This is a genomic window from Bartonella sp. AP4SXKL (genome assembly GCF_042195845.1).
In the GTDB taxonomy this organism is placed as follows: Bacteria; Pseudomonadota; Alphaproteobacteria; order Rhizobiales; family Rhizobiaceae; genus Bartonella.
Window position 1 is genome coordinate 53,906 of the sequence record NZ_JBHIPA010000003.1, and the last position, 24,621, is coordinate 78,526.

Sequence of the window (24,621 nt, forward strand, 5' to 3'; positions counted from 1 at the left end):
TATGTCACAAAACTTCCTTTATATTCGTTGTTATGTTGTTATAAAGTATATACTATGATATTATCTAAGATAAGCTCGCTTAATATTCAAAAGTTTATTTCTTACATTATAAGTGAACCTTTTGAGGGTATGTTTATAAATTTATCTCAATAAAAAATAATATTTCCATCCAAAATGGGAGAAAATCTATGTATATCTGGTTATCAGAGCAGATAGGTGTATCTGCTGCAAACATAACGATAAGCTTTTTGCTTTTTATAATAACAATCGCAGCTATTACCGTAATTATCGTGTTTTTACGTCGCTTAAGTACAGGAAGATACAGCATTAATAGAAAAAAAAGTCTATCACGATTAGCATTATGTGAAGTAATTTCTATAGATCGAGCACGCCGCCTTGTTTTAGTCCGTTGCGATAATAAAGAACATTTGCTCCTTATTGGCGGATTAACAGATGTGGTTGTAGAATCCGATATTACTGGTACATCAAAAATACAAAAAAGAGAAACACACACACATCTAAATTCCGCCCCTCCAGAAAGAAACGATGTATCGGATAAAAGTCCCTCTCCTTTTACGAATCAAGCGGTAAAAGATTCAGCCATCACCGCCGAAATTGAGGGGCGGCAAGAACCATCTTTATTCATTCCTACCCCTCAAAAATAAAAATATACAATTTCATCACCACGAATTTCGTTTGTTTATCATCTCAATAACCTTAATCATCGCGATAAACTCTTTCACGTCGTTCGTGACGTTCTTGCGCTTCCAATGACAAAACGGCTATCGGCCGAGCCTCAAGACGCTTGATACTAATGGGTTCGCCGGTTTCTTCACAAAAACCGTATGTTCCATTATCAATGCGCTCTAAAGCAGCATCTATTTTTGAAATAAGTTTCCTCTGACGATCACGAGCACGTAATTCGATTGTACGATCAGTTTCACAAGAAGCCCGATCAGTCAAATCGGGCTGACCAACATTCTCTTCCTGCAAATTTTCCAAAGTCTCACGAGCTTCTTTTAATATATCATTCTTCCAAGAAACCAATTTAGCACGAAAATACGCCTTTTGCCGCTCATTCATAAAAGGCTCATCTTCACTAGGGCGATATTGACCATCAATCTCTTCGCTCATGCAATAAAAAACCTCCACATATGCTATGTGCGGTCTATATATTGTGCAATACCCATCAACACAAGAGTAAAATGTTTTTTCATAACAATCGACGAATATATCTAAATGCACTGTTTAGGTTTGATCGCTTTTTTATGTAGATTGAATTCTTGATCAAATCTCATCCAGAATCATTTTTTTCGCTTATTGAAAAACTTTAAAAAGAAGGAAATCTAATATCAGATATCAGAGCCATCCCTCCCCTACTCTCTACATTGTTTAAAATCTAAATGAAGCAACAATAAATCATTTCATCAATGCAAAAAAATAAAATCTTTATAAAGGCAAAGTGTGATATTCACGTTTCAAATACATCAAAGCATCTTTTTCTTTATTACAGTTGATTGCAACAACCTCACCAATCAAAACACAATGGGTTGCGTGTTCGTGCCAACAAATCAAACGACAATCAAACGACGCTAGAGCGTCTGAAAGACTAGGCGCCCCCGTTTGCAAAGCTCCCCATTGAGCAACATCAAAACGCTCATTTTGTGTAGAATTGCAACGCCTCGAAAAAACATCCGCTAATGAGCGATGTTTTCCTGCCAAGCTATTAACACAAAAATTTCCATTCTCCATAAACACCTGATTCTTTAAATTATGGCGCATGAGACAAACAAGAAGGGTTGGAGGATCATCAGATAAAGAACAACACGCCGAAACAGTCACCCCACGTCTTCCCTTAATACCATTTGTTGTCACAATATGCACAGCTCCTGCAAAAAGACTCATGGCATCTCGATATTCTTGAGAAGAAACCGCAATAGTATGTTTATGTTGAAGTTCAGGCATCAAATATGTTTTATGATTCGACATATCTTTCACTTATAAAGCTTTAAAATTTCAAGCAATCTTTCCATAAAAAGACCTATAATACATATTTTTTCTTTTCCGTCATAACACAAAAAATATTTGTGTATACACAGCGATATGATAAAAACTGCCAATCTAAGGAGATTTTAATGCCTCATTTTCATCTCATTTCGCCTTCTCTCTTGGCTTCTGATTTTTCTAAACTTGGACAAGAAATGTTAGATGTTGTTGATGCTGGTGCAGATTGGCTTCATCTTGATATTATGGATGGGCACTTTGTTCCTAACATCACCTTTGGTCCTGAAATCGTCAAAGCTCTACGCCCATTAACAAAAGCAATATTTGATGTCCACCTGATGATCGCACCAGTAGACCCTTATTTAGAAGCTTTTGCAAAAGCAGGTTCAGATATTATAACTATTCATGCTGAAGCAGGTCCACATCTTCATCGTTCATTACAAACAATCAAAAAAATGGGGAAAAAAGCAGGAATCGCACTCAATCCAAGCACCCCTGAACATGTACTTGAATATTTGCTTGATCAATTAGATCTCATTCTCATCATGACGGTCAATCCCGGTTTTGGTGGACAAAGTTTTATTCCAGAAATAAAAAATAAAATTAAGCGCGTTAAAAACATGATTGCAAACCGCCCTATTGATCTTGAAGTTGATGGTGGTATCACCGTTGATACAATTGGGATAGCTGCAAAAGCTGGTGCAAATGTATTTGTCGCAGGCTCTGCAATTTATAAAGATGGAAATAAAGAGCTTTACAAAACACGTATTAGTGCATTGCGCCAAGCCGCAATCCTCTCACAACAAGGAAAAAAATGATGATCGCACGTTATTCCCGCCCTGCAATGGTAACAATTTGGTCTCCCGAAACAAAATATCGTATTTGGTTTGAAATTGAAGCCCATGCCTGTGATGCCCTTGCTCACTTAGGGATTATTCCGAAAGAAGCCGCCAAAGTCATTTGGGAAAAAGGGGCAGCAGCTAAATTTGATGTCAATCGCATTGATGAAATTGAAGCAATTACCAAACATGATGTTATCGCATTTCTAACCCACCTAGCTGAATTCATTGGACCAGAGGCACGTTTTATCCACCAAGGCATGACATCATCTGATGTTCTCGATACAACGCTGAACATTCAATTGATGCGTGCGAGTGATATTTTGCTAGAGGATATAGATCAACTTCTTGAAGCATTAAAAAGACGTGCTTTTGAGCATAAAGAGACAATCACCATTGGGCGGAGTCATGGCATTCATGCTGAACCGACAACATTTGGAATCAAGTTTGCTCTTGCATACGCTGAATTTTCCCGTTGTCGCAAACGTCTTCTTGCTGCACGAGAAGAAATTTCTACTTGCGCGATTTCAGGAGCTGTAGGAACTTTTGCTAATATCGATCCACGCGTTGAAGAACATGTAGCAAAAGCCTTGAAGATGCGTACTGAACCGGTTTCCACCCAAGTAATACCAAGAGATCGTCATGCTATGTTTTTTGCAACACTTGGTGTTATTGCTTCCTCTATTGAAAGGCTAGCAATAGAAATACGCCACTTACAACGAACAGAAGTTCTTGAAGCAGAGGAACATTTCTCACCTGGGCAAAAAGGTTCATCGGCAATGCCTCATAAACGTAATCCAGTTTTAACAGAAAATTTAACTGGATTAGCCCGTATGGTACGTGCATTTGCACTCCCAGCCATGGAAAATGTAGCTCTTTGGCATGAACGTGATATTTCCCATTCATCTGTTGAGCGTTATATTGCTCCAGATGCGACGATTACACTTGATTTTGCTCTTTCTCGCCTCACATCTGTCATTGAAAATCTCATTGTCTATCCAGAAAATATGCAAAAAAATCTCAATAAATTCCGCGGTCTTGTTCACTCACAACGGGTTCTTTTAGCACTCACACAAGCAGGGATTAGTCGTGAAGATTCTTATCGGATTGTACAACGAAATGCGATGAAAGTTTGGGAACAAGGAAAAGATTTTTTAGAAGAACTCCTCAACGACAAAGATGTTACCAAAGCTTTAAGTGAAGAAGAACTTCGCGAAAAATTTGATCTTTCTTACCACACCAAACATATCAATACGATTTTTAAACGTGTTTTTGAAGAACAATAAAGCGACATAGAAAACCAAAATCCATTCAACCTATGATCAAAAATCTGTTGTAACAAAGAAAACAATTCATGAAAGCAAATCAACTCGATATTCTTATTGTTCCTGGCTACAAAGGATCTGGTCCAGATCATTGGCAAACACGCTGGGAAAAAAAATTGTCGACAGCCAGCCGCATTGAACAACTCCATTGGTCAAAGCCTGTTTGTGAAGAGTGGGTTAACAAAGTTAAAACCGCCATCGCAAAAGCTCAAAGGCCTGTTATGCTTATTGCTCATTCATTAGGAGTTCCCAGTGTTATTCATGCAACTGTACAAAATACAGAAAAAATTTGTGGCGCTTTCTTTGTTGCACCTCCAGATGTCGCCAATGAAAAAATACGTCCCAAACATTTAATGACATTTGGCCCCTATCATCGCCAAAAGCTTCCTTTTCCTTCTATTGTCATAGCCAGTCGCAACGATGAGTTTTGTCAATTTTCAGTAGCAGAAAAAATTGCCAATGATTGGGGATCACTCTTTGTTGATGCTGGGTATTCTGGCCATATTAACGCAGAATCCGGACACGGACCTTGGCCTGAAGGGCTTATGGTCCTCTCTCACTTTCTTGCAAAAATTTGATCCAAAAGAGGTGATCTTCTTTCTCATCGCTTATGTATCTTCACCTTTGGGTAAACGTGTAATGATAAAAATTATAAAAGTATCATAGCAATATCATTGAGAAATTCTATCAATTAGGATAGTATCATTTATCAATGTTATTAAAAACCTCTCAAGATAAATAGAGAATCATGATGAATCGTCGCCACCGTATTTATGAAGGCAAGGCTAAAATTTTATATGAAGGACCTGAACCAGGGACTTACATTCAATTTTTTAAAGATGATGCAACTGCCTTTAATGCAAAAAAACATGAAATTATCGACGGAAAGGGGGTTTTAAACAACCGAATTTCGGAACATATTTTTAGCCATCTTGGACGTTTGGGTATCCCAACACATTTTATCAAACGTATAAACATGCGCGAACAGCTTATTAAAGCGGTGGAAATCATTCCGTTGGAAGTTGTTGTTCGCAATGTTGCTGCCGGCTCTCTTGCTAAGCGTTTAGGACTGGAAGAAGGAACCCCGCTTCCGCAATCCATCATTGAATTCTACTATAAAAATGATTCTCTCGATGATCCTATGGTAACGGAAGAACATATCACAGCTTTTGGGTGGGCTGTCCCACAAGAGATAGAAGATATGATGCAACTTTCAATTCGTATTAATGATTTTCTTTCTGGGCTTTTTGCCGGTGTTAACATCCAATTAATTGATTTTAAAATGGAATTTGGTCGCCTGTGGGAAGATGAAACAATGCGCATTGTTCTTGCTGATGAAATCTCTCCTGATTCTGCACGACTATGGGATATGCACACACAAGAAAAAATGGATAAAGACCGTTTTCGTCGTGATATGGGAGGGCTTATTAATGCCTATCAAGAAGTTGCCAAACGTCTTGGTATTATGAATGAAAACGAACCAACACGACCAAGTGGTCCCGTTCTCGTAAAGTAAAAACAAGGTAAAAAACATCACCTTATACAAACACCCCTCTTCAAAGGAGAGGTTCTTTTAACAAGCAGGAAGCAAAAAATGAAAGCACGCATTACGGTTACTTTAAGAGAAAGCGTTCTTGATCCACAAGGAGAAGCAATTGTCGGTGCTTTAAAAAGTTTGGCTTTCGAAGGCATTCAATCTATTCGTCAAGGAAAGGTTTTTGATATTGTTCTTGATGAACTACCTTCTGAAACTGCAAAGAAAAAACTTGAGCAAATGTGTGAAGAGTTACTCGCAAATACTGTCATTGAAAATTATACAATCGAACTTCTGTAAGTGAAATGCTCATGAAAACTGCCATCATTCAACTTCCTGGATTAAATCGTGATCGAGATATGGTTGCAGCATTACATCATATAACGGGAGTTGAGCCACTAAAAATTTGGCAAACAGAAACAACAATTCCAGATGTAGATGTTATTATTATTCCTGGTGGTTTTTCCTATGGCGACTACTTAAGATGTGGTGCGATTGGAGCGCGAACTCCCGTCTTAAAAGCCATTCGTGAAAAAGCACAAGAAGGTACGACAATTATAGGTATCTGTAATGGATTTCAAATTTTGTTGGAAGCAGGATTATTACCCGGTACTTTAATGCGTAACGCTTCTTTAAAATTTGTTTGTCGTGAAATCAAGCTTGAAGTCGTCAACGCCAAGACAAAATTTTCTCGATATTATTCTAAAGGACAAATTATTCGTTGTCCTGTTGCCCATCATGACGGAAATTATTTTGTTGATAGTGAAACATTGAAACAAATGGAAGACAATGAACAAATTGTTTTTCGCTATGCAGAAAATACAAACCCGAACGGCTCAATGAAAGATATTGCTGGTATTGTTAATAAAGCTGGTAATATTCTTGGTATGATGCCCCATCCTGAAAACTTTATTGAACCCGCCCACGGAGGTACTGACGGTCGTTTACTTTTTCAAAGTGCTTTAGAGTTAGTAAATGGATAATGCTGCAAAAATACTCGCGCTCCATAATTTAAAAAAACAAGGATTTATACCATTTCTCGCATCGTAAATCTATAAACAAAGCTCTTCACAAACAACAATGGATATTATTTTCTAAACACATAATTATTTAAGACCATTTTTAGTCTTAAATCCCACCAAACAAACGGACAAAATCTTCAGCTTACTGTCTATAAATATTTTTATTATTAAACAACATTATTGTTTATAATATAAGCTGCTAGGTTAAAAAAATAAAAATACTAAATTTCGATTAATTTGACGGATAAATACTCATGAAGCCTTGCAATAACATCACTATTACATCAGAACTCATTGCACAACACGGGCTAAAAGAAGATGAATATCAACGTATCCTAACGTTAATTGGTAGAGAACCAACATTTACTGAACTAGGAATTTTTTCTGCAATGTGGAACGAACATTGTTCCTATAAATCATCTAAAAAATGGCTAAAAACTCTTCCGACAGAAGGAAAATGTGTCATCCAAGGACCTGGTGAAAATGCTGGTGTTGCCGATATTGGCGAAGGACAATGTGTTGTTTTCAAAATGGAAAGCCATAACCACCCTTCTTATATTGAACCTTATCAAGGTGCAGCGACAGGTGTTGGTGGTATTTTACGTGATGTCTTTACAATGGGAGCCCGTCCTGTTGCTGCTATGAATGCATTGCGATTTGGTGCTCCTGATCACCCACGAACACGCCATCTTGTTTCTGGTGTTGTTTCTGGAATAGGTGGTTACAGCAATTCTTTTGGTGTTCCAACGGTTGGTGGAGAAGTAAATTTTGATGAGCGTTATAATGGCAATATCCTTGTTAACGCTTTTGTCGCCGGTATTGCAAAGACAGACGCCCTTTTTTATTCTAAAGCACAAGGTATTGGACTCCCTGTTGTTTATCTGGGTGCAAAAACAGGACGTGATGGTGTCGGTGGAGCAACAATGGCTTCTGCTGAATTTGATTCTTCAATCAGTGAAAAACGCCCAACTGTTCAAGTCGGTGATCCTTTTACAGAAAAATGTCTCCTTGAAGCATGTTTAGAGCTCATGGAACTTGGAGCCGTGGTTGCTATTCAAGATATGGGGGCAGCAGGACTCACCTCTTCTGCCGTTGAAATGGGAGCAAAAGGAAATCTGGGGATACAGCTTAATCTTGATACAGTTCCTGTTCGAGAAGAAAACATGACAGCCTATGAAATGATGCTTTCTGAAAGTCAAGAGCGTATGCTCATGGTCCTTAAACCAGAACTAGAAAAGCAAGCAGAAGCAATTTTTCATAAGTGGGGACTACATTTTTCTATCATTGGAAAAACAACCGATGATTTACGTTTTCGTGTATTTCATCAAGGGGAAGAAGTTGTCAATCTTCCCATCAAAGAGCTTGGTGATGAAGCGCCTGTTTATGATCGTCCTTGGAGTGAGCCGGCAAAAAAAACACCCTTGAAAGCAGAAGACGTCAAAAAAGTTGAAAATCTTGGTGATGCGCTTCTGAGCTTATTGAATTCTGCTGATCAAAGTTCTCGGCGATGGGTTTATGAACAATATGATACCCTTATCCAAGGAAATAGCCTTGTTTGTCCAGGAGGTGATGCAGGCGTTATCCGTGTAGGAAACAACAGCAAACGTGCTCTTGCTTTTTCTTCTGATGTAACACCTCGCTATTGTGAAGCAGACCCTTATGAAGGGGGGAAACAAGCTGTCGCAGAATGCTGGCGAAACATTAGTACGACAGGTGCAACACCACTGGCTGCTACAGATAATCTCAATTTTGGTAACCCTGAAAAACCTGAAATTATGGGACAGCTGGTTTTTGCTATTAAAGGTATAGGAGAAGCTTGTAGAATCCTTGATTTTCCTATCGTTTCAGGCAATGTTTCTCTTTACAACGAAACAAATGGGGAAGCCATTCTTCCAACCCCCACAATTGCTGGGGTAGGCCTTCTTAATGATTGGTCTAAAATGGTAACAATAAGTGGTATGCAAAATGGAGATATTCTTGTTTTAGTAGGAAATTGCGGCTCCCATTTAGGACAATCAATCTATGCACGTAACATTTTAAATATTGATGCAGGCCCCCCCCCCCCTGTAGATTTACAACTTGAAAAAAAGCATGGTCAATTTGTTCGAGATGTCATACATCGTGGTTTTATTCACGCCGCCCATGACCTTTCTGACGGAGGATTAGCGATAGCACTTGCTGAAATGGTCATTAAAGCAGGTAAAGGAATCAAAGTAAAATTAAGCAATAAATCACCCCATCATGCAGAACTTTTTGGAGAAGACCAAGGACGTTATCTTTTAGCCGTCAAACCTCACTCTCTTAATAGTCTTAAAGAGCGTGCACAAATCAATACAGTTTCTTTAACAGAGCTAGGTCAAGTCGAGGGTACTTCTCTTAATATAGATGGGATATTAACACTTTCAGTAGACAAACTCACAAAAGCCTATGAAAACTGGTTTCCACAATTTATGGGTGAAGAATAAAAATTGTTTTTTCTCTTAAACAGCCTTTATAAAAAATGAACAACATAGGAGAATAATGATGGCAATGAGTGCCCATGCAATTGAAACGCTTATTCGTGAAGGCATTCCTGATGCTACTGTAAGAATTCGTGATCTTGCTGGAGATGGGGAACATTATGCTGCAGAAGTTATTTCTGAAAGTTTTCGTGGTAAAACCCGTGTTCAACAACATAAAATGGTCTATGATGCCCTTAAAGGCAATATGGGAAATGACCTTCACGCCTTAATGTTGCAAACAAATGTCCCAAAATAATCTAAAATTTCTTCTTGCATTCACACATTTAATACGATTAAAAGCAGTATGAATATAAATTACACACTGATAAAAATCTGAAATATCGAGGGATAAAAATGACCACTGTTCATGATTTTATTGACAACGAAATTAAAACAAACGACGTCATTTTATTCATGAAAGGAACACCTGACGCTCCGCAATGCGGGTTTTCAGGACAAGTTGTTCAAATTCTTGATTATTTAGGATTGAATTATAAAGGGATTAATATCTTAACTTCTAACGAATTGCGTCAAGGGATTAAAGATTACTCAAATTGGCCAACAATTCCACAGCTTTATATCAAAGGTGAATTTATCGGAGGCTGTGATATTGTTAAAGAGATGTTTCAAAACAATGAGTTACAGGAACTTTTGAAAGAAAAAAATATTCCATGTAATCAATCATAGGTATCTTTCATTTTATTCAGACTCTTAAAAAGAGCTGTTTTCAGACGAAATTTTTATTTCAAGGATGCCATATGTCATATTCAGTCGATGAACAAACGCATAGAGATGCGATTAGAAACAAAATTGGCTATAAAGAATTTGTTATTCTTATTGCTTCGCTCATGGCTATTAACGCTATAGCTGTTGATATTATGCTGCCAGCTATGCCCGATATTTTAGACGGCTTAAATGTTCTCAATGAAAATGATCAACATTATATCATTTCGAGTTATCTTATTAGCTATGGTATTGCTCAAATATTTTTCGGTCCAATAAGCGATAGGTATGGACGACGTAAACTTATTCTTCTCGGGCTTGCTTTTTATTCATTTACGGCGATTGGCTGTGCCTTTGTAACTGATTTTTCTCTCTTACTTATTTTACGTATCTTGCAAGGAATTGGAGGGGCTGCTATGCGCGTGCTCACAGTTTCCGTCGTACGTGATCTCTACAGTGGTCGAAAAATGGCAGAAGTTATGTCTATTGTTATGATGGTTTTTCTTGTTGCACCAATGGTTGGTCCCGCAACAGGACAGATCATTTTACTGCTCGGACATTGGCAATATATTTTTATTTTCATGGCAATGATTGGTTTAGGACTGATGATTTGGATTCAACTGCGCTTGCCTGAAACTCTTTATGCGCAACGCTCTCTTTCCTTTTCTTCAGTTAAACACAACTTATGGATTGTAATAACCAATCGCACAACACTTTGCTATACACTTGCAACGTCCATTATTTTAGGCTGTATCTTTACCGCCGTTAATACATCACAACAAACATATGAAGGGATCTATAATCTAGGACTTTGGTTCCCTATTGCTTTCGCAGTTGGTGCTGCATTTCAAGCTCTATCATCATTCTTTAACTCTCAACTCGTTGGACGCCTTGGAATGCGGCGTATTGCTCATACTATGCTTTTGCTCTTTTGTGCCACTTCATGCATTTGGTTTATTGGGTCCATCTTAGCAGGTGGTGTTATCCCTTTTCCTTTTTATATGACGTTATATTGTATATTAATGTTTACCTGCGGTGGTATTATGGCCAATTTCAATACACTCGCTCTTGAACCTGTAGGAGAAATAGCTGGAACAGCTTCTTCTGTATCCGGCTTTCTTCAAACATCTATCGGTGCAGGACTTAGCTTTTTTATTGCCCAACAATTTGATGAAACAACCATCCCAAACTCAGCAGGATTTTTCTTTCTGAGTCTCACTGCCATACTTCTCGTCTTATGGGCTGAACGTGGTCATCTTTTTAGACAATATCATAGTAATCCTAACGAATAAATATTACTACGAAAGATTAATAACATCTCTCTTGAACAATAAGAAAATAAACCTATCAGACAAAATAAAACATCTCCAAATAGAACATTCTTGTGTTAAACATTCACATTGTTTGTTTAAAGGTACAGCTCTCGAAATATCAAATCATTTCACGACAGCACCCATAAATGGTATAATGTAAAAAAACAAACATACTATTGTTGCAACAACTCTTGTCTGTGAAACGGTTTATTAAAAAATATTTTTATTCTTTTCTTCAATAGTTTTTATGAAGACGGGCTGGTCTCTCATCTCATGATAGGCAAACAAACAGTTTTGATTGATTTAACCTGAACAAGATCGAAATAAGAGAAAAACTTACGCTTTAGGTCTTTCGTTCAATATAAAAAATAATAAATTATCTTTATAAATTAATATCTTACATAATCATAAAACCATAGGGAATTTTCCCATTTATAAAATACATTTAATTGATAAATTTTCCTGATTTTGGAAATCCTCTTGGAACCAAACGCCCGACGCCCGCACGCATTCCCATCCATTCAATGAGATCATCAGCTTGACGGTTAAAGATTCGTTCAGCTGTATCTTGCCAACTTAAGCCTTCTGATAAATTAAAAGTCTTGGCATCAACAACACCACCTTCTTTATAACGCTGTAAACGAACACCCTTACCGCGATTCATTTCTGGTATTTGTTCAATAGAAAAAATAAGCATTTTACGGTTTTCACCGACTACAGCAACATGATCACCATTTACCGGAACACAAAGCTTTACCTTATCAGGAGCTTTCACATTCATCACTTGCTTTCCTTTTCGTGTATTGGCGATCACTTCTGCAGAAGAAACAATAAAACCATTACCGTGAGATGAAACCAAGAGAAATTTTTCCTCGGCGTGATGCACAAAAGCTGTGAGAACATCGTGCTCATCATCCATATCAACTAAGAGACGAATAGGTTCACCATGTCCCCGCCCTCCAGGTAAATTATTTGCACCAATAGCAAAAAACTTCCCCCCCGTACTGATCAGCACAATCTTGTCGGTCGTAAATGCTGGAAAGGCTAACTTTAAACTGTCTCCTTCTTTAAAAGAAAGTGCTTTATAATCGTTCAAGTGTCCCTTCAAAGCACGCATCCACCCCTTTTCAGAAATAACAATAGTAATCGGTTCTTTTTCGATCATTGCTTGTTGAATATCATCAAGATCATGTCTTGGTGCCTCTTCAAACGTCGTACGTCTTTTCCCCAAGAGTGTTTCAGGCCCAAAAGTGTTTCGAACTTTTTTGATTTCTTCTGAAATTATTTTCCACTGTTTTATAGGAGAAGCTAACAAATTCTGTAGCTTTTCTTTTTCAGCTTTCAAACTTTCAAATTCTTTACGAATTTCAAATTCCTCAAGCTTACGCAAAGAACGCAAGCGCATATTAAGAATAGCTTCAGCTTGATTTTCTGTTAATTCAAACCGATTAATCAGCTTCTTTTTCGGTTCATCCTCTTCACGAATAATCTGAATGACCTCATCGAGATTTAAATAGGCAATAAGATATCCATGAAGAATTTCCAATCGGCTATCAATTTGATCAAGCCGATAATGAGAGCGACGAATAAGCACTTCTTGACGATGTTCAAGCCATTGCTGCAAACTTTCTCGCAAAGAAAGGACATTGGGTATTTTTCCCAAAGACAAAACATTCAGATTAAGGGGAAATCTTACTTCAAAGTCAGTCAATTTAAAAAGAGACTCCATAAGGAGCTCCGGATCAACCGACCGATTTTTAGGAACCAGCACGATTCTGATATCTTCTGCTGATTCATCTTGGATATCCTCAAGCATTGGCAATCGGCGTGCAAGCAATAACTCTGCTGTTTTTTCAATAAGACGTGACTTTTGAATCTGATAGGGAATTTCAGTTACAACAATCACATAAGAACCACGGCTACCAGATTCCTGATGCCAACGTGAACGCAAGCGAAAGAATCCACGCCCAACACGATAGGATTCCTCAATACTTTTTTTAGGTTCAACTAAAATTCCCCCCGTCGGAAAATCAGGACCAAGAACAAATTGATTTAATTCCTCATCATTTACATCGGGATGCGCAATCAAATGGAGTGCTGCATCACAAAGCTCAGCAACATTATGGGGGGGAATAGATGTTGCCATACCAACAGCAATACCAGAAGAACCATTTGCTAAAAGATTAGGGAAAGCTCCTGGTAAAACAACAGGCTCTTCATCTTCCTCATTATAGGTTAAACGAAAATCAATAGCATTCTCATTAATTCCTTCAAGTAACAATGCAGCCACTTCAGTCATACGTGCTTCCGTATAACGCATGGCAGCAGCATTATCACCATCAATATTACCAAAATTGCCTTGCCCATCAACCAACGGATAACGAACAGCAAAACTTTGAGCCAAGCGCACCAAGGCATCATAAATAGACGCATCCCCATGAGGATGAAATTTTCCCATGACATCACCAACAATCCGCGCACATTTCGCATAAGACTGTCCAGGATTTAGTTTGAGAAGACGCATCGCATGAACAATCCGCCGGTGGACCGGCTTCAATCCATCACGTACATCAGGCAATGCACGGTGTGTAATCGTAGAAAGTGCATAAGCCAAATAACGTTCCTGTAAAGCAGAACGTAATTCTATTGGTTCAATATGTTCTTTATCAAAAGGTAAATTCATTTTATCAGACATAGTATTAAAACAACAATTCCCACAATAATAAGAAATTATTTTATAGGATTTATTTAATGAAATCTTCTATGAGTCGACTTTTTTATTAAAAGTCAATTACATAAAAACAAACGCTGCAATTAGAACATGAACAGAAAATTATATCAATTTGAAAAATTTATACATGTCCTTCCCCCCTTGTCTTAAGTAATTTATTGAAAGCTTTGTCAAATTCGACGATAATTTAACTGCCCACAAAGAGTTATTTCATCTTTTCTGAAATGACAAAAGCACCTTTCAAACATCATCTTTTATTATAAAGATAAATTGTATAACAACCCCATTCAGTTTTTCTACGAAAAACCAAAAAAATGTTCAAAACTTATGAAATTTAAACTTTTCAGAGTAAGTCCATAGAATGGAAAACCACATTATTCTCATAAAAACGAAGAGACACAATTCTCTGCTACAACGTTGTAAAAACTTCAATAAAAAATAAATAATATATTGACATATAAAGATAATTAATTTTTTTCAACTAAAATGAGGCTCCCGAATATTATAGAATTCTTTTATTTCTAATTTATTCATGATCAAGCAATTATAATTATTTCCTCACCTATCACAAGGGGAAAAGCCACTATAGAAACAAGGAATAAAAATGCCTCGTAAAGAATCAACACAATAGCGTTTTGCCTATCTAAATTTCACAAATAGTACACGCACACACCGTTGACTCTTGAAAGGCATCAAAACTTCACTCTACGTAGAAAAAGACGAAAACAATCCATTATCAACTTTATGAGCTATTTTTGTGAGTAGGAGCCATGCGGATTCCTAAATCACGTAATTGTGTAGGAGAAACATCAGACGGAGCGCTCATTAAAAGATCAAGCGCCTGTTGGTTCATAGGGAATAAAGCAACTTCACGCAAATTTTTAACACCTTGTAACAGCATAATAATGCGGTCAATTCCCGCAGCCATGCCACCATGTGGCGGAGCCCCATAATGGAATGCACGATAAAGACCACCGAAACGATCTTTCACAACTTCCTTAGAAAGTCCTACAAGTTCAAAAACTTTAAGCATCATTTCTGGTAAGTGATTACGAATTCCACCTGATGCAATTTCATAACCATTGCAAACAAGATCATATTGAAAAGCTTTAATAGTAAGAGGATCTTGGCAGGCAAGGGCATTTTCTCCCCCTTGGGGCATGGAAAAAGGATTATGTCCAAAATCAATCTTTTTTTCATCTTCATTCCATTCAAAAAATGGAAAATCAACAATCCACGCCAAAGAGAAACTATCTCTATCAAGAAGATCTAATTCTTCCCCTACCCTTGTGCGTGCTGCTCCGGCAAAAGATGAAAACTTTTTTGGATCGCCAGCTACAAAAAAACAGGCATCCCCACTTTCAAGACCAAGCTGTATACGGATTGCTTCAGTCCTCTGTTCACCAATATTTTTGGCGATAGGCCCTGCTCCTTCAAATTTTCCTTCTTCTTCACGCCAGAAAATATAGCCGAGCCCTGGTTGCCCCTCGCCTTGTGCCCATACATTCATACGATCACAAAAAGCACGACTTCCACCCGTTTTAGCTGGAATAGCCCACACTTGTGCATTCTCATCATTCGCTAAAATTTGAGCAAAGACTTTGAAACCAGAATTATAAAAATGCTGAGAAACATCTTCCATAATGATCGGATTACGCAGATCAGGCTTATCAGAACCATATTTTCGCATTGCTTCATCATAGGAAATGCGAGGAAAGCTTTGTGTCACAGTCTTTCCATCTGCAAATTCTTCAAAAATAGAACGCATAATAGGTTCCATAGTTGCTAAAACATCTTCTTGCTCAACAAAACTCATTTCAACATCTAATTGATAAAATTCACCAGGAAGACGGTCGGCCCTTGGATCTTCATCTCTAAAACATGGAGCAATCTGAAAATAACGATCAAAACCTGACATCATCAACAACTGTTTATATTGCTGTGGCGCTTGCGGTAACGCATAAAATTTTCCCTGATGAACACGACTTGGAACCAAAAAATCACGTGCGCCTTCCGGCGATGAAGCTGTCAAAAGTGGCGTCGTAAATTCCGTAAAACCATTATTTTGCATAGCTCGTCTCATAGCCGCAATAATTTCAGTCCGACGCATGATATTTTTGTGCATAGTCTCCCGACGCAAATCAAGAAAACGATATTTTAATCGAATATCTTCTGGATAATCAGGCTCACCAAAAACCGGTAAAGGAAGCTCATCAGATTTTGAAAGAATTTCTACCTCTTGTGCAAAAATTTCAATCTCACCTGTTGGAAGCGTTGCATTAATAACCTCATCAGAACGAGCACATACCTCCCCATCCACACGAATAACCCATTCAGAACGCACTTTTTCAATAACTTTAAAAGCTGGTGAAGCAGGGTCAGCAACAATTTGTGTGATTCCAAAATGATCACGTAAATCCACAAAAAGAATCCCTCCATGATCACGAACACGATGAACCCACCCCGAAAGACGAACTTGTGTTCCTACATCACATCTACGGAGAGCCGCACAATGATGACTGCGATAACGATGCATGTTTTTTGCCTTTGATTATAATATTCACATGCGCTACAAACGCTTTTTAATAACCATTTGTCAAGATATGAGAATAAAAACTCAAAAATAAAGTCAACAAAGGACAAATTTAATTTATCGAATTATAATAAAATGATGAATCTTATTACACAAACAACAGATCTTGAAATTGCACTTAACGCTCTACGTACCTCTGATTTTGTAACAGTCGATACTGAGTTTATCCGCGAAACAACTTTTTGGCCTCAACTGTGTTTAATACAGCTCGCCTCACCAGATGTTACAGTTTTGATTGATCCCATAGCACCAGATATTGATTTACAACCATTTTTTGACCTTATGGTCGATAAAAAAGTTGTAAAAGTTTTTCATGCTGCGCGCCAAGATATTGAAACAATTTATCACCTTGGAGGTGTTATTCCTTCCCCTCTCTTTGATACGCAAATAGCAGGATCCATTTGTGGATTTGGTGATTCTATCTCCTATGATCAAATTGTACAACGCTGTACAGGGCATCATCTTGATAAATCCTCCCGCTTTACAGACTGGAGTTACCGCCCTTTGTCTGAAAAACAACTGCTCTATGCACTTTCCGATGTAACTTACTTAAGAGATGTTTACTTGTTATTGAAAAAAAGGTTAGAGAAAAATCAACGAGCTCACTGGATGGATGATGAAATAACAATCCTTTTAAATCCTAAAACCTATGATATGCCAGAAGATGAAGCATGGAAAAAAGTGAAAGGAAAAATTAAAAAGCCACGTGAACTTGCTGTATTACAAAAGATAGCAGCTTGGCGGGAACGTGAAGCACGAAAATACAATATGCCACGTCGTCATATCATAAAAGATGAATGTCTTATAGAAATAGCAACCCAACAACCAAAAGATGAATCTGCATTAAAACGGTTGCGCAGTCTTAATAAGAACTGGGATAAACTCTCAATTGCTCAATCATTAATCAAAGCTGTCCACGAAGGATTAGAGGTGGATCTTTCTACTTTACCCCCCATTCCTAAACATAATCCACTCAATGATACGACAGCCGCTGTTATCGATCTGCTCAAAGTGTTATTAAAAATTGTTGCAAATGAAAACAGCATTGCCCCTAAAATTATTGCAACATCTAATGATTTAGAAAAAATTGCCAATGGAGGAATAAAGAAAAATATTCCCGCTATGAATGGCTGGCGCTATGAAATATTTGGTAAAAAAGCCGAACAACTGCTAAAGGGCCAGATAGGGTTTTACTTTAACGATGGAAAAATAAGCACAAAACAGCTTTAATTTACATTTTCATTTTGAAAAATCCATTACGCTACTCATTATCTACATCAATTGGTATGCCCTATAGGCCAACGCAAACAGGATAAATAAAGCCTACTTCTGACAAAGTTAAAAAATTAAATAGTAAACTCTTATTAAAATGATAGCTAAATCTTTATCAGGTCAATTAAATAGAAATCCCATTAAAAATAATCTAAAAAAACAGACAGTTCCTTATTTAAAAGTTTTGAAAAAAAAGTTCTGATAATAAAAGCGCATTCATTACAAAAATAGCAGCCTAGAAATAGGAACAAACAAAGATATAATGCCTCACGTCACCATATCGTATTAAAAACTACCAAGATTGCAATCTAACAATCAAAAACGAGCCAGCATAACAACTAAAATACCTAACAAAAGCAATATATTGATTTCTAACGATAATCTAGCGTTATTTATATTGAATTAGACCTCCGAATATCGTAAGATTCTCTCATTCCATCTCAATAAGACTCATAAAGTTTCACATAAGAAATTATATGATAAAGCGCTGTTTTTTATAAATTAAACACCTTTCAAAGGATTCGAAAATCATGGTTAATAAATAGTTGTGATTTATTTCTATTTTTTATAGTGAAAGGATTTTATAATGACTGAAATGATATTCTTTTGACAGACCGTGAAAGTGCAAAACTGTTTCATATGAGTATTTCAACATTCCAGCGTCATGTAACCAATGGATCTCTCCCAAAATCTTTAAAACTTGTTTTTTATCGCGTTGGTTACAATCGTAATCTTATCAAGATAATCGAGCAAGCTAAACAGAAACGTTATAACGACGCAGCATAAAAAGAAAACCTTTTCACGTAAAAATGGACAAAACTTTTCATTTTCACATGAAGCTTATGAAGTGAAAAATCCATCCTGTGATGCAAGTAACAGAATAAAAAATTATGTTTTCTTTTATGAATGCTCAGGCATTACAAATGCTTTGCGTGGTGTCTAGCATGGGCGTTATGGAACAAGTCCTATTGTCCAGCTCATGATGATAGGCTACCTAGTTTATCCCTCGTCAATGGCCCTATTATTAAGACATAAAACACGAATAAATTAGGAAAAAAATCAAAAAATTTCAAAAGCGAGAGGTTGTTTTATTATTTTTGATAACTTCTGTAATCGTCCAAGAGGACGTTCTCCTAATAACCCAGCGTAATTCTTTGGGATCTGCAGGATAATATGATCTGCTTTTTTATGCCACAATAAATGAGGTAAAATTCCTGCAACAGAAGCACTAAAAAGATGAGCAATACGCATAGTTTCGCCAAGAATACGTGCTTTTTCAATTATATTTTGAGTTGCTAATTGAAAAATGGGAAGAGATTCTTTATCAACCAATAAACTCGTATTGCGAAAAAAAACAGCAAGTGCCGCATAAAGGCGCCCTTCATGAGAAATTCCTGGATAAGATCCTAAAGCTATTTGATTTGCTGCTTCATTGCCTCGATAATCTGGATGTATACGCCAACCAATATCCGCAAGAAGACAAGCGGCTTGACGATAACGGCATTCATTTTCGGTTTCTGAAATTCCAAAAACTTCAAAAGCATTCGTCGTAAAATCAATGAGTTCTTCTGCTTGTTTTGGTGAACGTGCCCGTAAAATAGCCATTTCTGTGCATGCTGCAATGAGAGGATCTGAAAGCCGAATCGCCTGCGGCAAACGTGAATAAAGAAAACCTTCACGAACGCCAGCACCAGAAAAGATTATCTTTTCAAACTCCATACACTGAATGAGTTCAATAAGAACTATTGCCCCATAAGATAAAAGTTTTCGACGATTCTGAGAAACCGCTGCAATCCCTCTCATATTATCAATATTGCCACGTGCTACAAGACGTAAAAAGTTCTCCATTTCAACGGCATCAACTTCATAGCCATGCATAACAGGGAGCCGATAGTGTTTCATTGCCATATGGAGTTTTGCCAAATTACGCCATGTCCCCCCTACTGCATAAAAATAACGTGCTATACCTTTACGAGTACGAACAACAGACGATTTATAAAATTGCTCATGTACAATTTTTGTAGCTACAGCACTATCATTATTTGACATATACTGTAGCCTTAAACCACCCAATGGGAGCGTTATCCCTTCACCAACATCAGAATGATCAATATCAATCAGCTCAAGACTTCCACCACCAAGATCCCCAGAAATACCTTTTGGTTGATAAAAAGTAGACACAACTCCATATGCTGAATACATAGCTTCTTCACTTCCTGAAAGAAGATATATTTTATTTTGCAAAATATCTTCAGCATGCTGAATAAATGCTACGCCATTCTGTGCATCTCGTGCTGCTGCTGTTGCTAAAGTATAGACCTCATCTGCCCCAATCTGTCGACAAAGCGTACGAAACCGTTTCAGTGTTTGCAACGCCATTTTCATCGATTTTTCTTCTAAAAATCCTGTTTTCGCCACACCATGACCGAGACCACAAAGAATCTTTTCATTAAATAAAACTGTTGGTGATCGAACAAGCCCCTCATAAATAACCAACCGAACAGAATTTGAGCCAATGTCAATAACAGCAACAGGCTTACGCCCTTTTAACCGACCTTGAGCATCTCTATATGTCATTGGATTTTAGTCTTTATGTATTTCGGCTTGTTGCCGATGCAACGCAACCAAGCGCGAAACAGAAGACTCAAAAGACTCATTTTCCCCCGCAAAACTTGTATTGGCCATAAAATACTCCTGCGCATTAAATAGACTTTCACCTATCTGCGGTGTAATACGTTTTGATGTTCCATCCTTAAGTATATCAAAGCTTTGTTGATTATCAATGATATTAGCTAACATAATCTGTAAAAGAATTTTTTGACGCACTATTTTATTAAAAACCGGAACCAATATTTCAATACGATAGTCCAAATTACGAGGCATCATATCAGCAGAGCCTAAGTAAACGAGTGCATTTTCATTAGGCAAATCTTGACCATTCCCAAAACAAAAAATGCGACTATGTTCAAGAAAACGCCCGACAATTGATTTTACACGAATATTATCCGAAATTCCTAGAATACCAGGACGTAAACAACATATCCCCCGCACAACCAAATCAATTTGCACCCCTGCTTGACTGGCACGATATAAAGCATCAATAATTTCAGGATCAACCAATGCATTAACTTTCATCCAAATAGCAGCAAACCTTCCCTGTTGTGCATGAACAATTTCTCCCTCAATATGCTCTAAGATACGACCACGCAGTGTTAAGGGTGAAAAAGCAATCTTCATTGTTTCATTTGGACGCTCATATTGCGCAATATAATTGAATAATAACGCAACATCATGAGCGATATCATCATCCGTGGAAAAAAAAGAAAGATCGGTATAAGTTTTAGCATTAATGGGATGATAATTTCCTGTTCCAAGATGAACATAAGAGCGAAGACGTTTTCCCTCACGTCTCACAACTAATGACATCTTAGCATGCGTTTTTAATGCAATAAAACCAAAAATAACTTGAACCCCAGCACATTCAAGATCCCGGGCCCAACGAATATTTGCTTCCTCATCAAAACGTGCTTTAAGTTCTACCAAAGCAGTCACAGACTTTCCCTGTTCAGCTGCTTCAATCAAAGCGCCAACAATTGGACTATCATTTGATGTACGATAAAGTGTTTGTTTTATTTCTACAACATCAGGATCGCAAGCAGCTTGACGTAAAAATTGGACAACAACATCAAATGTCTCATAGGGGTGATGAATCACAATATCATTTTCACGAATAGCCGCAAAACAATCCCCTTTATGTTTACGAATACATTCTGGAACACGAGAAATATAAGGAATAAATTTAAGATCATCGCGGGGAATAGAAACAATTTCTGATACCGTATTAAGCGCTAAAAATCCGTCAAGGACATTAATACAATTATCAGGAACAGCGAGACTATTCGCTATAAATTGGCGTAAACTCTCTGGCATTTTTGCGTCAAACTCAACTCGAATAACCTGCCCACGGCGCCGCCTTTTAAGAGCAGTTTCAAAAAAATGAACAAGATCCTCAGCTTCTTCTTCTACTTCAATATCGCTATCTCGGATTATTCTAAATGTACCAATTCCTTTAACCTCATAGTTAGGAAATACATGTTTAATAAAAAGGCAAATAACATCTTCAGATGCGATAAAACGAAAATGATTACCTTCTTGAGGAAGAAGAACGAAACGCCTTAAAAGCATTGAAATAGACAACAACACTGTGTGTGAATTCTGATCAGTTTCTCCAGACAATTGAAGCCCAATAGAAAGCCCTAAATTAGGAATAAATGGAAAAGGATGAGTAGAATCAACAGGTAAAGGTTTTAAAACAGGAAAAATTGTCTCAAGAAAATATTTTTCAAGCCATGATTTTTCAATTTCTGAAAGATCATCAGAACAAATAATTTCAATATCATTCTTTTTTAATTCATCACGTAAAACATTCAATTCTCGTAGTTGGTGAGCCTGCAGCTTTGAAATCTCAGCTAATACAATATCAAGTTGTTCCTGTGGAGTGTGCCCATCTGCACTGCACGCTGTAACGCGAGCACGAATTTGAGCTGCTAGTCCTGCAACACGAACCATAAAAAACTCATCAAGATTTGCAGCTGAAATAGAAAAAAATTGTAGACGTTCTAATAAAGGATGTTTCGAATTAGCCGCTTCCATCAAAACACGATTATTAAATTGTAGCCATGAAAACTCTCGATTAATAAATCGTACCGGATTTTTCATTGTTATATTCGATATAGAAATTTTATCTACCACCCTCTGTTCCATATATCCTAAATAATTTTCTTTTATATTTTCTAAAATCCTTGACGAAATATCTCACATAACATTTGATAATATGTTATCATCATAATAATATATCAATGCCTAACTTCCCTCATCATTTTTCCATTTAATATTTAAAAGTACTTGGAATTATTGCTATGCGCAAAGCACTAAAAGTAAGACAACTATTCTAATATAGCATAAAAGAAGAGAAATTTGTCTTAAAAAGCATCTTGCATTATTATACGCTTTATTACAAACTCACGCCTATAAAATAGAAGAGCCCAATCATAGCTGATGAGAAAATTTATTCTGGAGTTTGTATGCCATGGCTGATCACAATATTCCTCATTTCCAAAATGACCTTGGATATAAAACAATCGAAATTGGTGTGAAAGAATTTATGTGTGTAGGCGCTACACACCCATTCGATCATCCTCATATCTTTATCGATATGGGAGCAGCAGATGAGAAAATTTGCCCTTACTGCTCAACCCTTTATCGTTATGTTCCCTCGCTATCATACGATCAAACAAACCCAACAGGATGCTTATATCATCCAGAAAAGCTATTATAATTGCGTTTTTTGGCTTTCTTAATAACCCCTCTTTTAATTCTGCTTGTTTAATATGAAATCATTTGTGGAACAATCACCCATCATCGTTGGAGGAGGAATTGCTGGTTTAAGCACTGCTTTAGCACTCGCTCATAAAGGAATTGCAAGCACCATTATCGAAAAGTGTAAGCAACTTGAAACGATAGGCGCTGGTATTCAACTGACACCAAATGCAACATCTATTCTTGCTCGCTGGAAACTTCTTAACAAACTCACTAAAGTCGCGACAATCCCATATTTTCTTGAGTTAAAAGATGGATTATCTTTAAAAATACATCTACGGGCTCATCTTATTAATCTAACAGAAAAATATTGGAAAGCCCCTTATATGACGATTCACCGCGCGGCTTTACAAAAAATTTTATATAATGCAGTGATTGAAAATCCTTTGATCAAATACAAAGCAGGCGAAACGATTGTATCTTCTACCCAATCGGCAACCAACATTAAAATCACGACAATAAAAACAGATACGGCAACAGAACAGCTTTATTCAACGCCCCTCTTGATCGGATGTGATGGCATTTGGTCAACATTACGGCAACAATCTCCTTTTCATGAAAAAGCAAATTTTAGTGGCTTTATTGCTTGGCGTGCAACAACAACATCTGATAATCTTCCTCAAAACTTTCGTTCTTCATTGCAAAATATGAAGACAATTACGGCTTGGATGGGACCAAAAAATCATCTTGTTGTCTACCCCATTCAATCGTCAGAAAAAATTTTTAATTTTGTCGCCATTACGCATGGAGAAAGTTCAAAAGAAGGATGGGCCCATAAAGGAGATAAAGAAAAACTCAAATCTCTTTTTAAAGATTGGAATTCAAAAATCTTACAAATCTTCGATCATATTGATGAATGGAGTTATTGGCCACTTTTTCAAATGAAACAAAATCGTTTTATCGGTTTAGAGAGACAAGTATTTGTTGGCGATTGCGCACATGCTGCCTTACCTTTTGCAGCACAAGGTGCCGCTATGGCAATCGAAGATGCCGCCACATTAGCAAAAGCACTTTCATTGAAAGATTTTTCATTAACGAAAGCACTTTCGCTTTACGAAACAACACGCACCCCGCGTATTGCAGCAGTAAAAAAACGCGGAGATTTCAATAGATTAGCCTATCACGCAACCGGTCCCATAGCAATTGCACGCAATCTCATGATGAAAATTCGTACACCAGAGAGCATTATGTCAGATCTCAATTGGCTTTACATGTATGATGCGATGAATTCTATAAAAAATAATGATAAAAACTTATAAAATTCTTCCGGCACTTTGAATATTACGAAAGAACGAGATTTTTTTAATTTTATGACACTAAAAAATATCATAATTTACTCTAATAAAAGCAATATTTTTCGAAACCTACAATCCGATTTTAAAAGC

Annotated in this window: 20 protein-coding genes and 1 pseudogene; 15 read left to right on the forward strand and 6 right to left on the reverse strand. The window is 37.2% G+C overall.

The window, feature by feature from the left end; all coding sequences use genetic code 11:
- Positions 1 to 188 precede the first annotated feature (188 nt).
- Positions 189 to 665, forward strand: coding sequence for a hypothetical protein (locus ACFIMI_RS02625; protein WP_375611550.1), 477 nt, complete (start codon positions 189 to 191; stop codon positions 663 to 665).
- A 52-nt stretch (positions 666 to 717) separates the two neighbouring features.
- On the opposite strand, the gene dksA is transcribed toward ACFIMI_RS02625, so the two are convergent.
- Entirely contained in the window at positions 718 to 1,134 is a 417-nt protein-coding gene (dksA, locus tag ACFIMI_RS02630; RefSeq protein WP_015856486.1) for an RNA polymerase-binding protein DksA, read from the reverse strand.
- Between the two features lie 315 nt (positions 1,135 to 1,449).
- Complete coding sequence (locus ACFIMI_RS02635) at positions 1,450 to 1,989, reverse strand: flavin reductase (protein WP_375611549.1); 540 nt, start codon at positions 1,987 to 1,989, stop codon at positions 1,450 to 1,452.
- A gap of 146 nt (positions 1,990 to 2,135) precedes the next feature.
- Between ACFIMI_RS02635 and rpe the strand changes: the two genes are divergently transcribed.
- The 10 genes from rpe to ACFIMI_RS02685 all read left to right on the forward strand — a co-directional run bounded on the left by rpe (position 2,136) and on the right by ACFIMI_RS02685 (position 11,240).
- Entirely contained in the window at positions 2,136 to 2,822 is a 687-nt protein-coding gene (gene rpe / locus ACFIMI_RS02640) for a ribulose-phosphate 3-epimerase (RefSeq protein ID WP_375613084.1), read from the forward strand.
- Positions 2,822 to 4,129, forward strand: a complete 1,308-nt coding sequence (gene purB / locus ACFIMI_RS02645) for an adenylosuccinate lyase (protein ID WP_375613148.1) — start codon at positions 2,822 to 2,824, stop codon at positions 4,127 to 4,129. The genes rpe and purB overlap by 1 nt, the downstream gene beginning before the upstream one ends.
- Positions 4,130 to 4,197: 68 nt before the next feature.
- Positions 4,198 to 4,746, forward strand: a complete 549-nt coding sequence (locus ACFIMI_RS02650) for an RBBP9/YdeN family alpha/beta hydrolase (RefSeq protein WP_375611547.1) — start codon at positions 4,198 to 4,200, stop codon at positions 4,744 to 4,746.
- Positions 4,747 to 4,919: 173 nt separating this feature from the next.
- On the forward strand, positions 4,920 to 5,684 hold the full coding sequence (gene purC, locus ACFIMI_RS02655; RefSeq protein WP_375613149.1) for a phosphoribosylaminoimidazolesuccinocarboxamide synthase: 765 nt from the start codon (positions 4,920 to 4,922) through the stop codon (positions 5,682 to 5,684).
- Between the two features lie 78 nt (positions 5,685 to 5,762).
- A complete protein-coding gene (gene purS / locus ACFIMI_RS02660; RefSeq protein ID WP_375613085.1) occupies positions 5,763 to 6,002 on the forward strand; it encodes a phosphoribosylformylglycinamidine synthase subunit PurS in 240 nt (79 codons plus the stop codon).
- A gap of 11 nt (positions 6,003 to 6,013) precedes the next feature.
- Positions 6,014 to 6,685: a phosphoribosylformylglycinamidine synthase subunit PurQ gene (gene purQ, locus ACFIMI_RS02665; RefSeq protein ID WP_375613086.1), complete on the forward strand. Its 672-nt coding sequence runs from the start codon at positions 6,014 to 6,016 to the stop codon at positions 6,683 to 6,685.
- Positions 6,686 to 6,978: 293 nt separating this feature from the next.
- The gene (purL, locus tag ACFIMI_RS02670; protein ID WP_375677953.1) at positions 6,979 to 9,189 is read left to right on the forward strand and encodes a phosphoribosylformylglycinamidine synthase subunit PurL; all 2,211 of its coding nucleotides are present in this window, start codon (positions 6,979 to 6,981) and stop codon (positions 9,187 to 9,189) included.
- Positions 9,190 to 9,247: 58 nt separating this feature from the next.
- Positions 9,248 to 9,481 (forward strand): BolA/IbaG family iron-sulfur metabolism protein, encoded by a 234-nt coding sequence (locus tag ACFIMI_RS02675; protein WP_375611543.1) that lies wholly within the window; start codon positions 9,248 to 9,250, stop codon positions 9,479 to 9,481.
- A gap of 98 nt (positions 9,482 to 9,579) precedes the next feature.
- Positions 9,580 to 9,912: a Grx4 family monothiol glutaredoxin gene (grxD, locus tag ACFIMI_RS02680; protein WP_375606638.1), complete on the forward strand. Its 333-nt coding sequence runs from the start codon at positions 9,580 to 9,582 to the stop codon at positions 9,910 to 9,912.
- Between the two features lie 71 nt (positions 9,913 to 9,983).
- Positions 9,984 to 11,240 carry a multidrug effflux MFS transporter gene (locus tag ACFIMI_RS02685; protein ID WP_375611542.1) on the forward strand — a complete coding sequence of 419 codons (1,257 nt, stop codon included), beginning with the start codon at positions 9,984 to 9,986 and terminating at the stop codon, positions 11,238 to 11,240.
- A 466-nt stretch (positions 11,241 to 11,706) separates the two neighbouring features.
- Here ACFIMI_RS02685 and parC read toward each other — a convergent pair whose 3' ends face one another.
- Both parC and aspS read right to left on the reverse strand, forming a co-directional pair.
- A complete protein-coding gene (gene parC, locus ACFIMI_RS02690) occupies positions 11,707 to 13,956 on the reverse strand; it encodes a DNA topoisomerase IV subunit A (protein ID WP_375627792.1) in 2,250 nt (749 codons plus the stop codon).
- 778 nt (positions 13,957 to 14,734) lie between these two features.
- On the reverse strand, positions 14,735 to 16,528 hold the full coding sequence (gene aspS / locus ACFIMI_RS02695) for an aspartate--tRNA ligase (protein ID WP_375613090.1): 1,794 nt from the start codon (positions 16,526 to 16,528) through the stop codon (positions 14,735 to 14,737).
- Between the two features lie 132 nt (positions 16,529 to 16,660).
- On the opposite strand from aspS, the gene rnd reads away from it, so the two are divergent.
- Complete coding sequence (gene rnd, locus ACFIMI_RS02700) at positions 16,661 to 17,815, forward strand: ribonuclease D (RefSeq protein WP_375611539.1); 1,155 nt, start codon at positions 16,661 to 16,663, stop codon at positions 17,813 to 17,815.
- Between the two features lie 642 nt (positions 17,816 to 18,457).
- A pseudogene (locus ACFIMI_RS02705) lies at positions 18,458 to 18,643 on the forward strand (helix-turn-helix transcriptional regulator).
- A 273-nt stretch (positions 18,644 to 18,916) separates the two neighbouring features.
- On the opposite strand, the gene ppx reads toward ACFIMI_RS02705, so the two are convergent.
- Both ppx and ACFIMI_RS02715 read right to left on the reverse strand, forming a co-directional pair.
- Positions 18,917 to 20,434, reverse strand: coding sequence for an exopolyphosphatase (ppx, locus tag ACFIMI_RS02710; protein WP_375638213.1), 1,518 nt, complete (start codon positions 20,432 to 20,434; stop codon positions 18,917 to 18,919).
- 6 nt (positions 20,435 to 20,440) lie between these two features.
- On the reverse strand, positions 20,441 to 22,621 hold the full coding sequence (locus tag ACFIMI_RS02715; RefSeq protein ID WP_375692217.1) for an RNA degradosome polyphosphate kinase: 2,181 nt from the start codon (positions 22,619 to 22,621) through the stop codon (positions 20,441 to 20,443).
- Between the two features lie 325 nt (positions 22,622 to 22,946).
- On the opposite strand from ACFIMI_RS02715, the gene ACFIMI_RS02720 reads away from it, so the two are divergent.
- A complete protein-coding gene (locus ACFIMI_RS02720) occupies positions 22,947 to 23,195 on the forward strand; it encodes a zinc-finger domain-containing protein (protein WP_375611536.1) in 249 nt (82 codons plus the stop codon).
- Between the two features lie 52 nt (positions 23,196 to 23,247).
- A complete protein-coding gene (locus ACFIMI_RS02725) occupies positions 23,248 to 24,495 on the forward strand; it encodes an FAD-binding protein (protein ID WP_375688896.1) in 1,248 nt (415 codons plus the stop codon).
- Positions 24,496 to 24,621 lie beyond the last annotated feature (126 nt).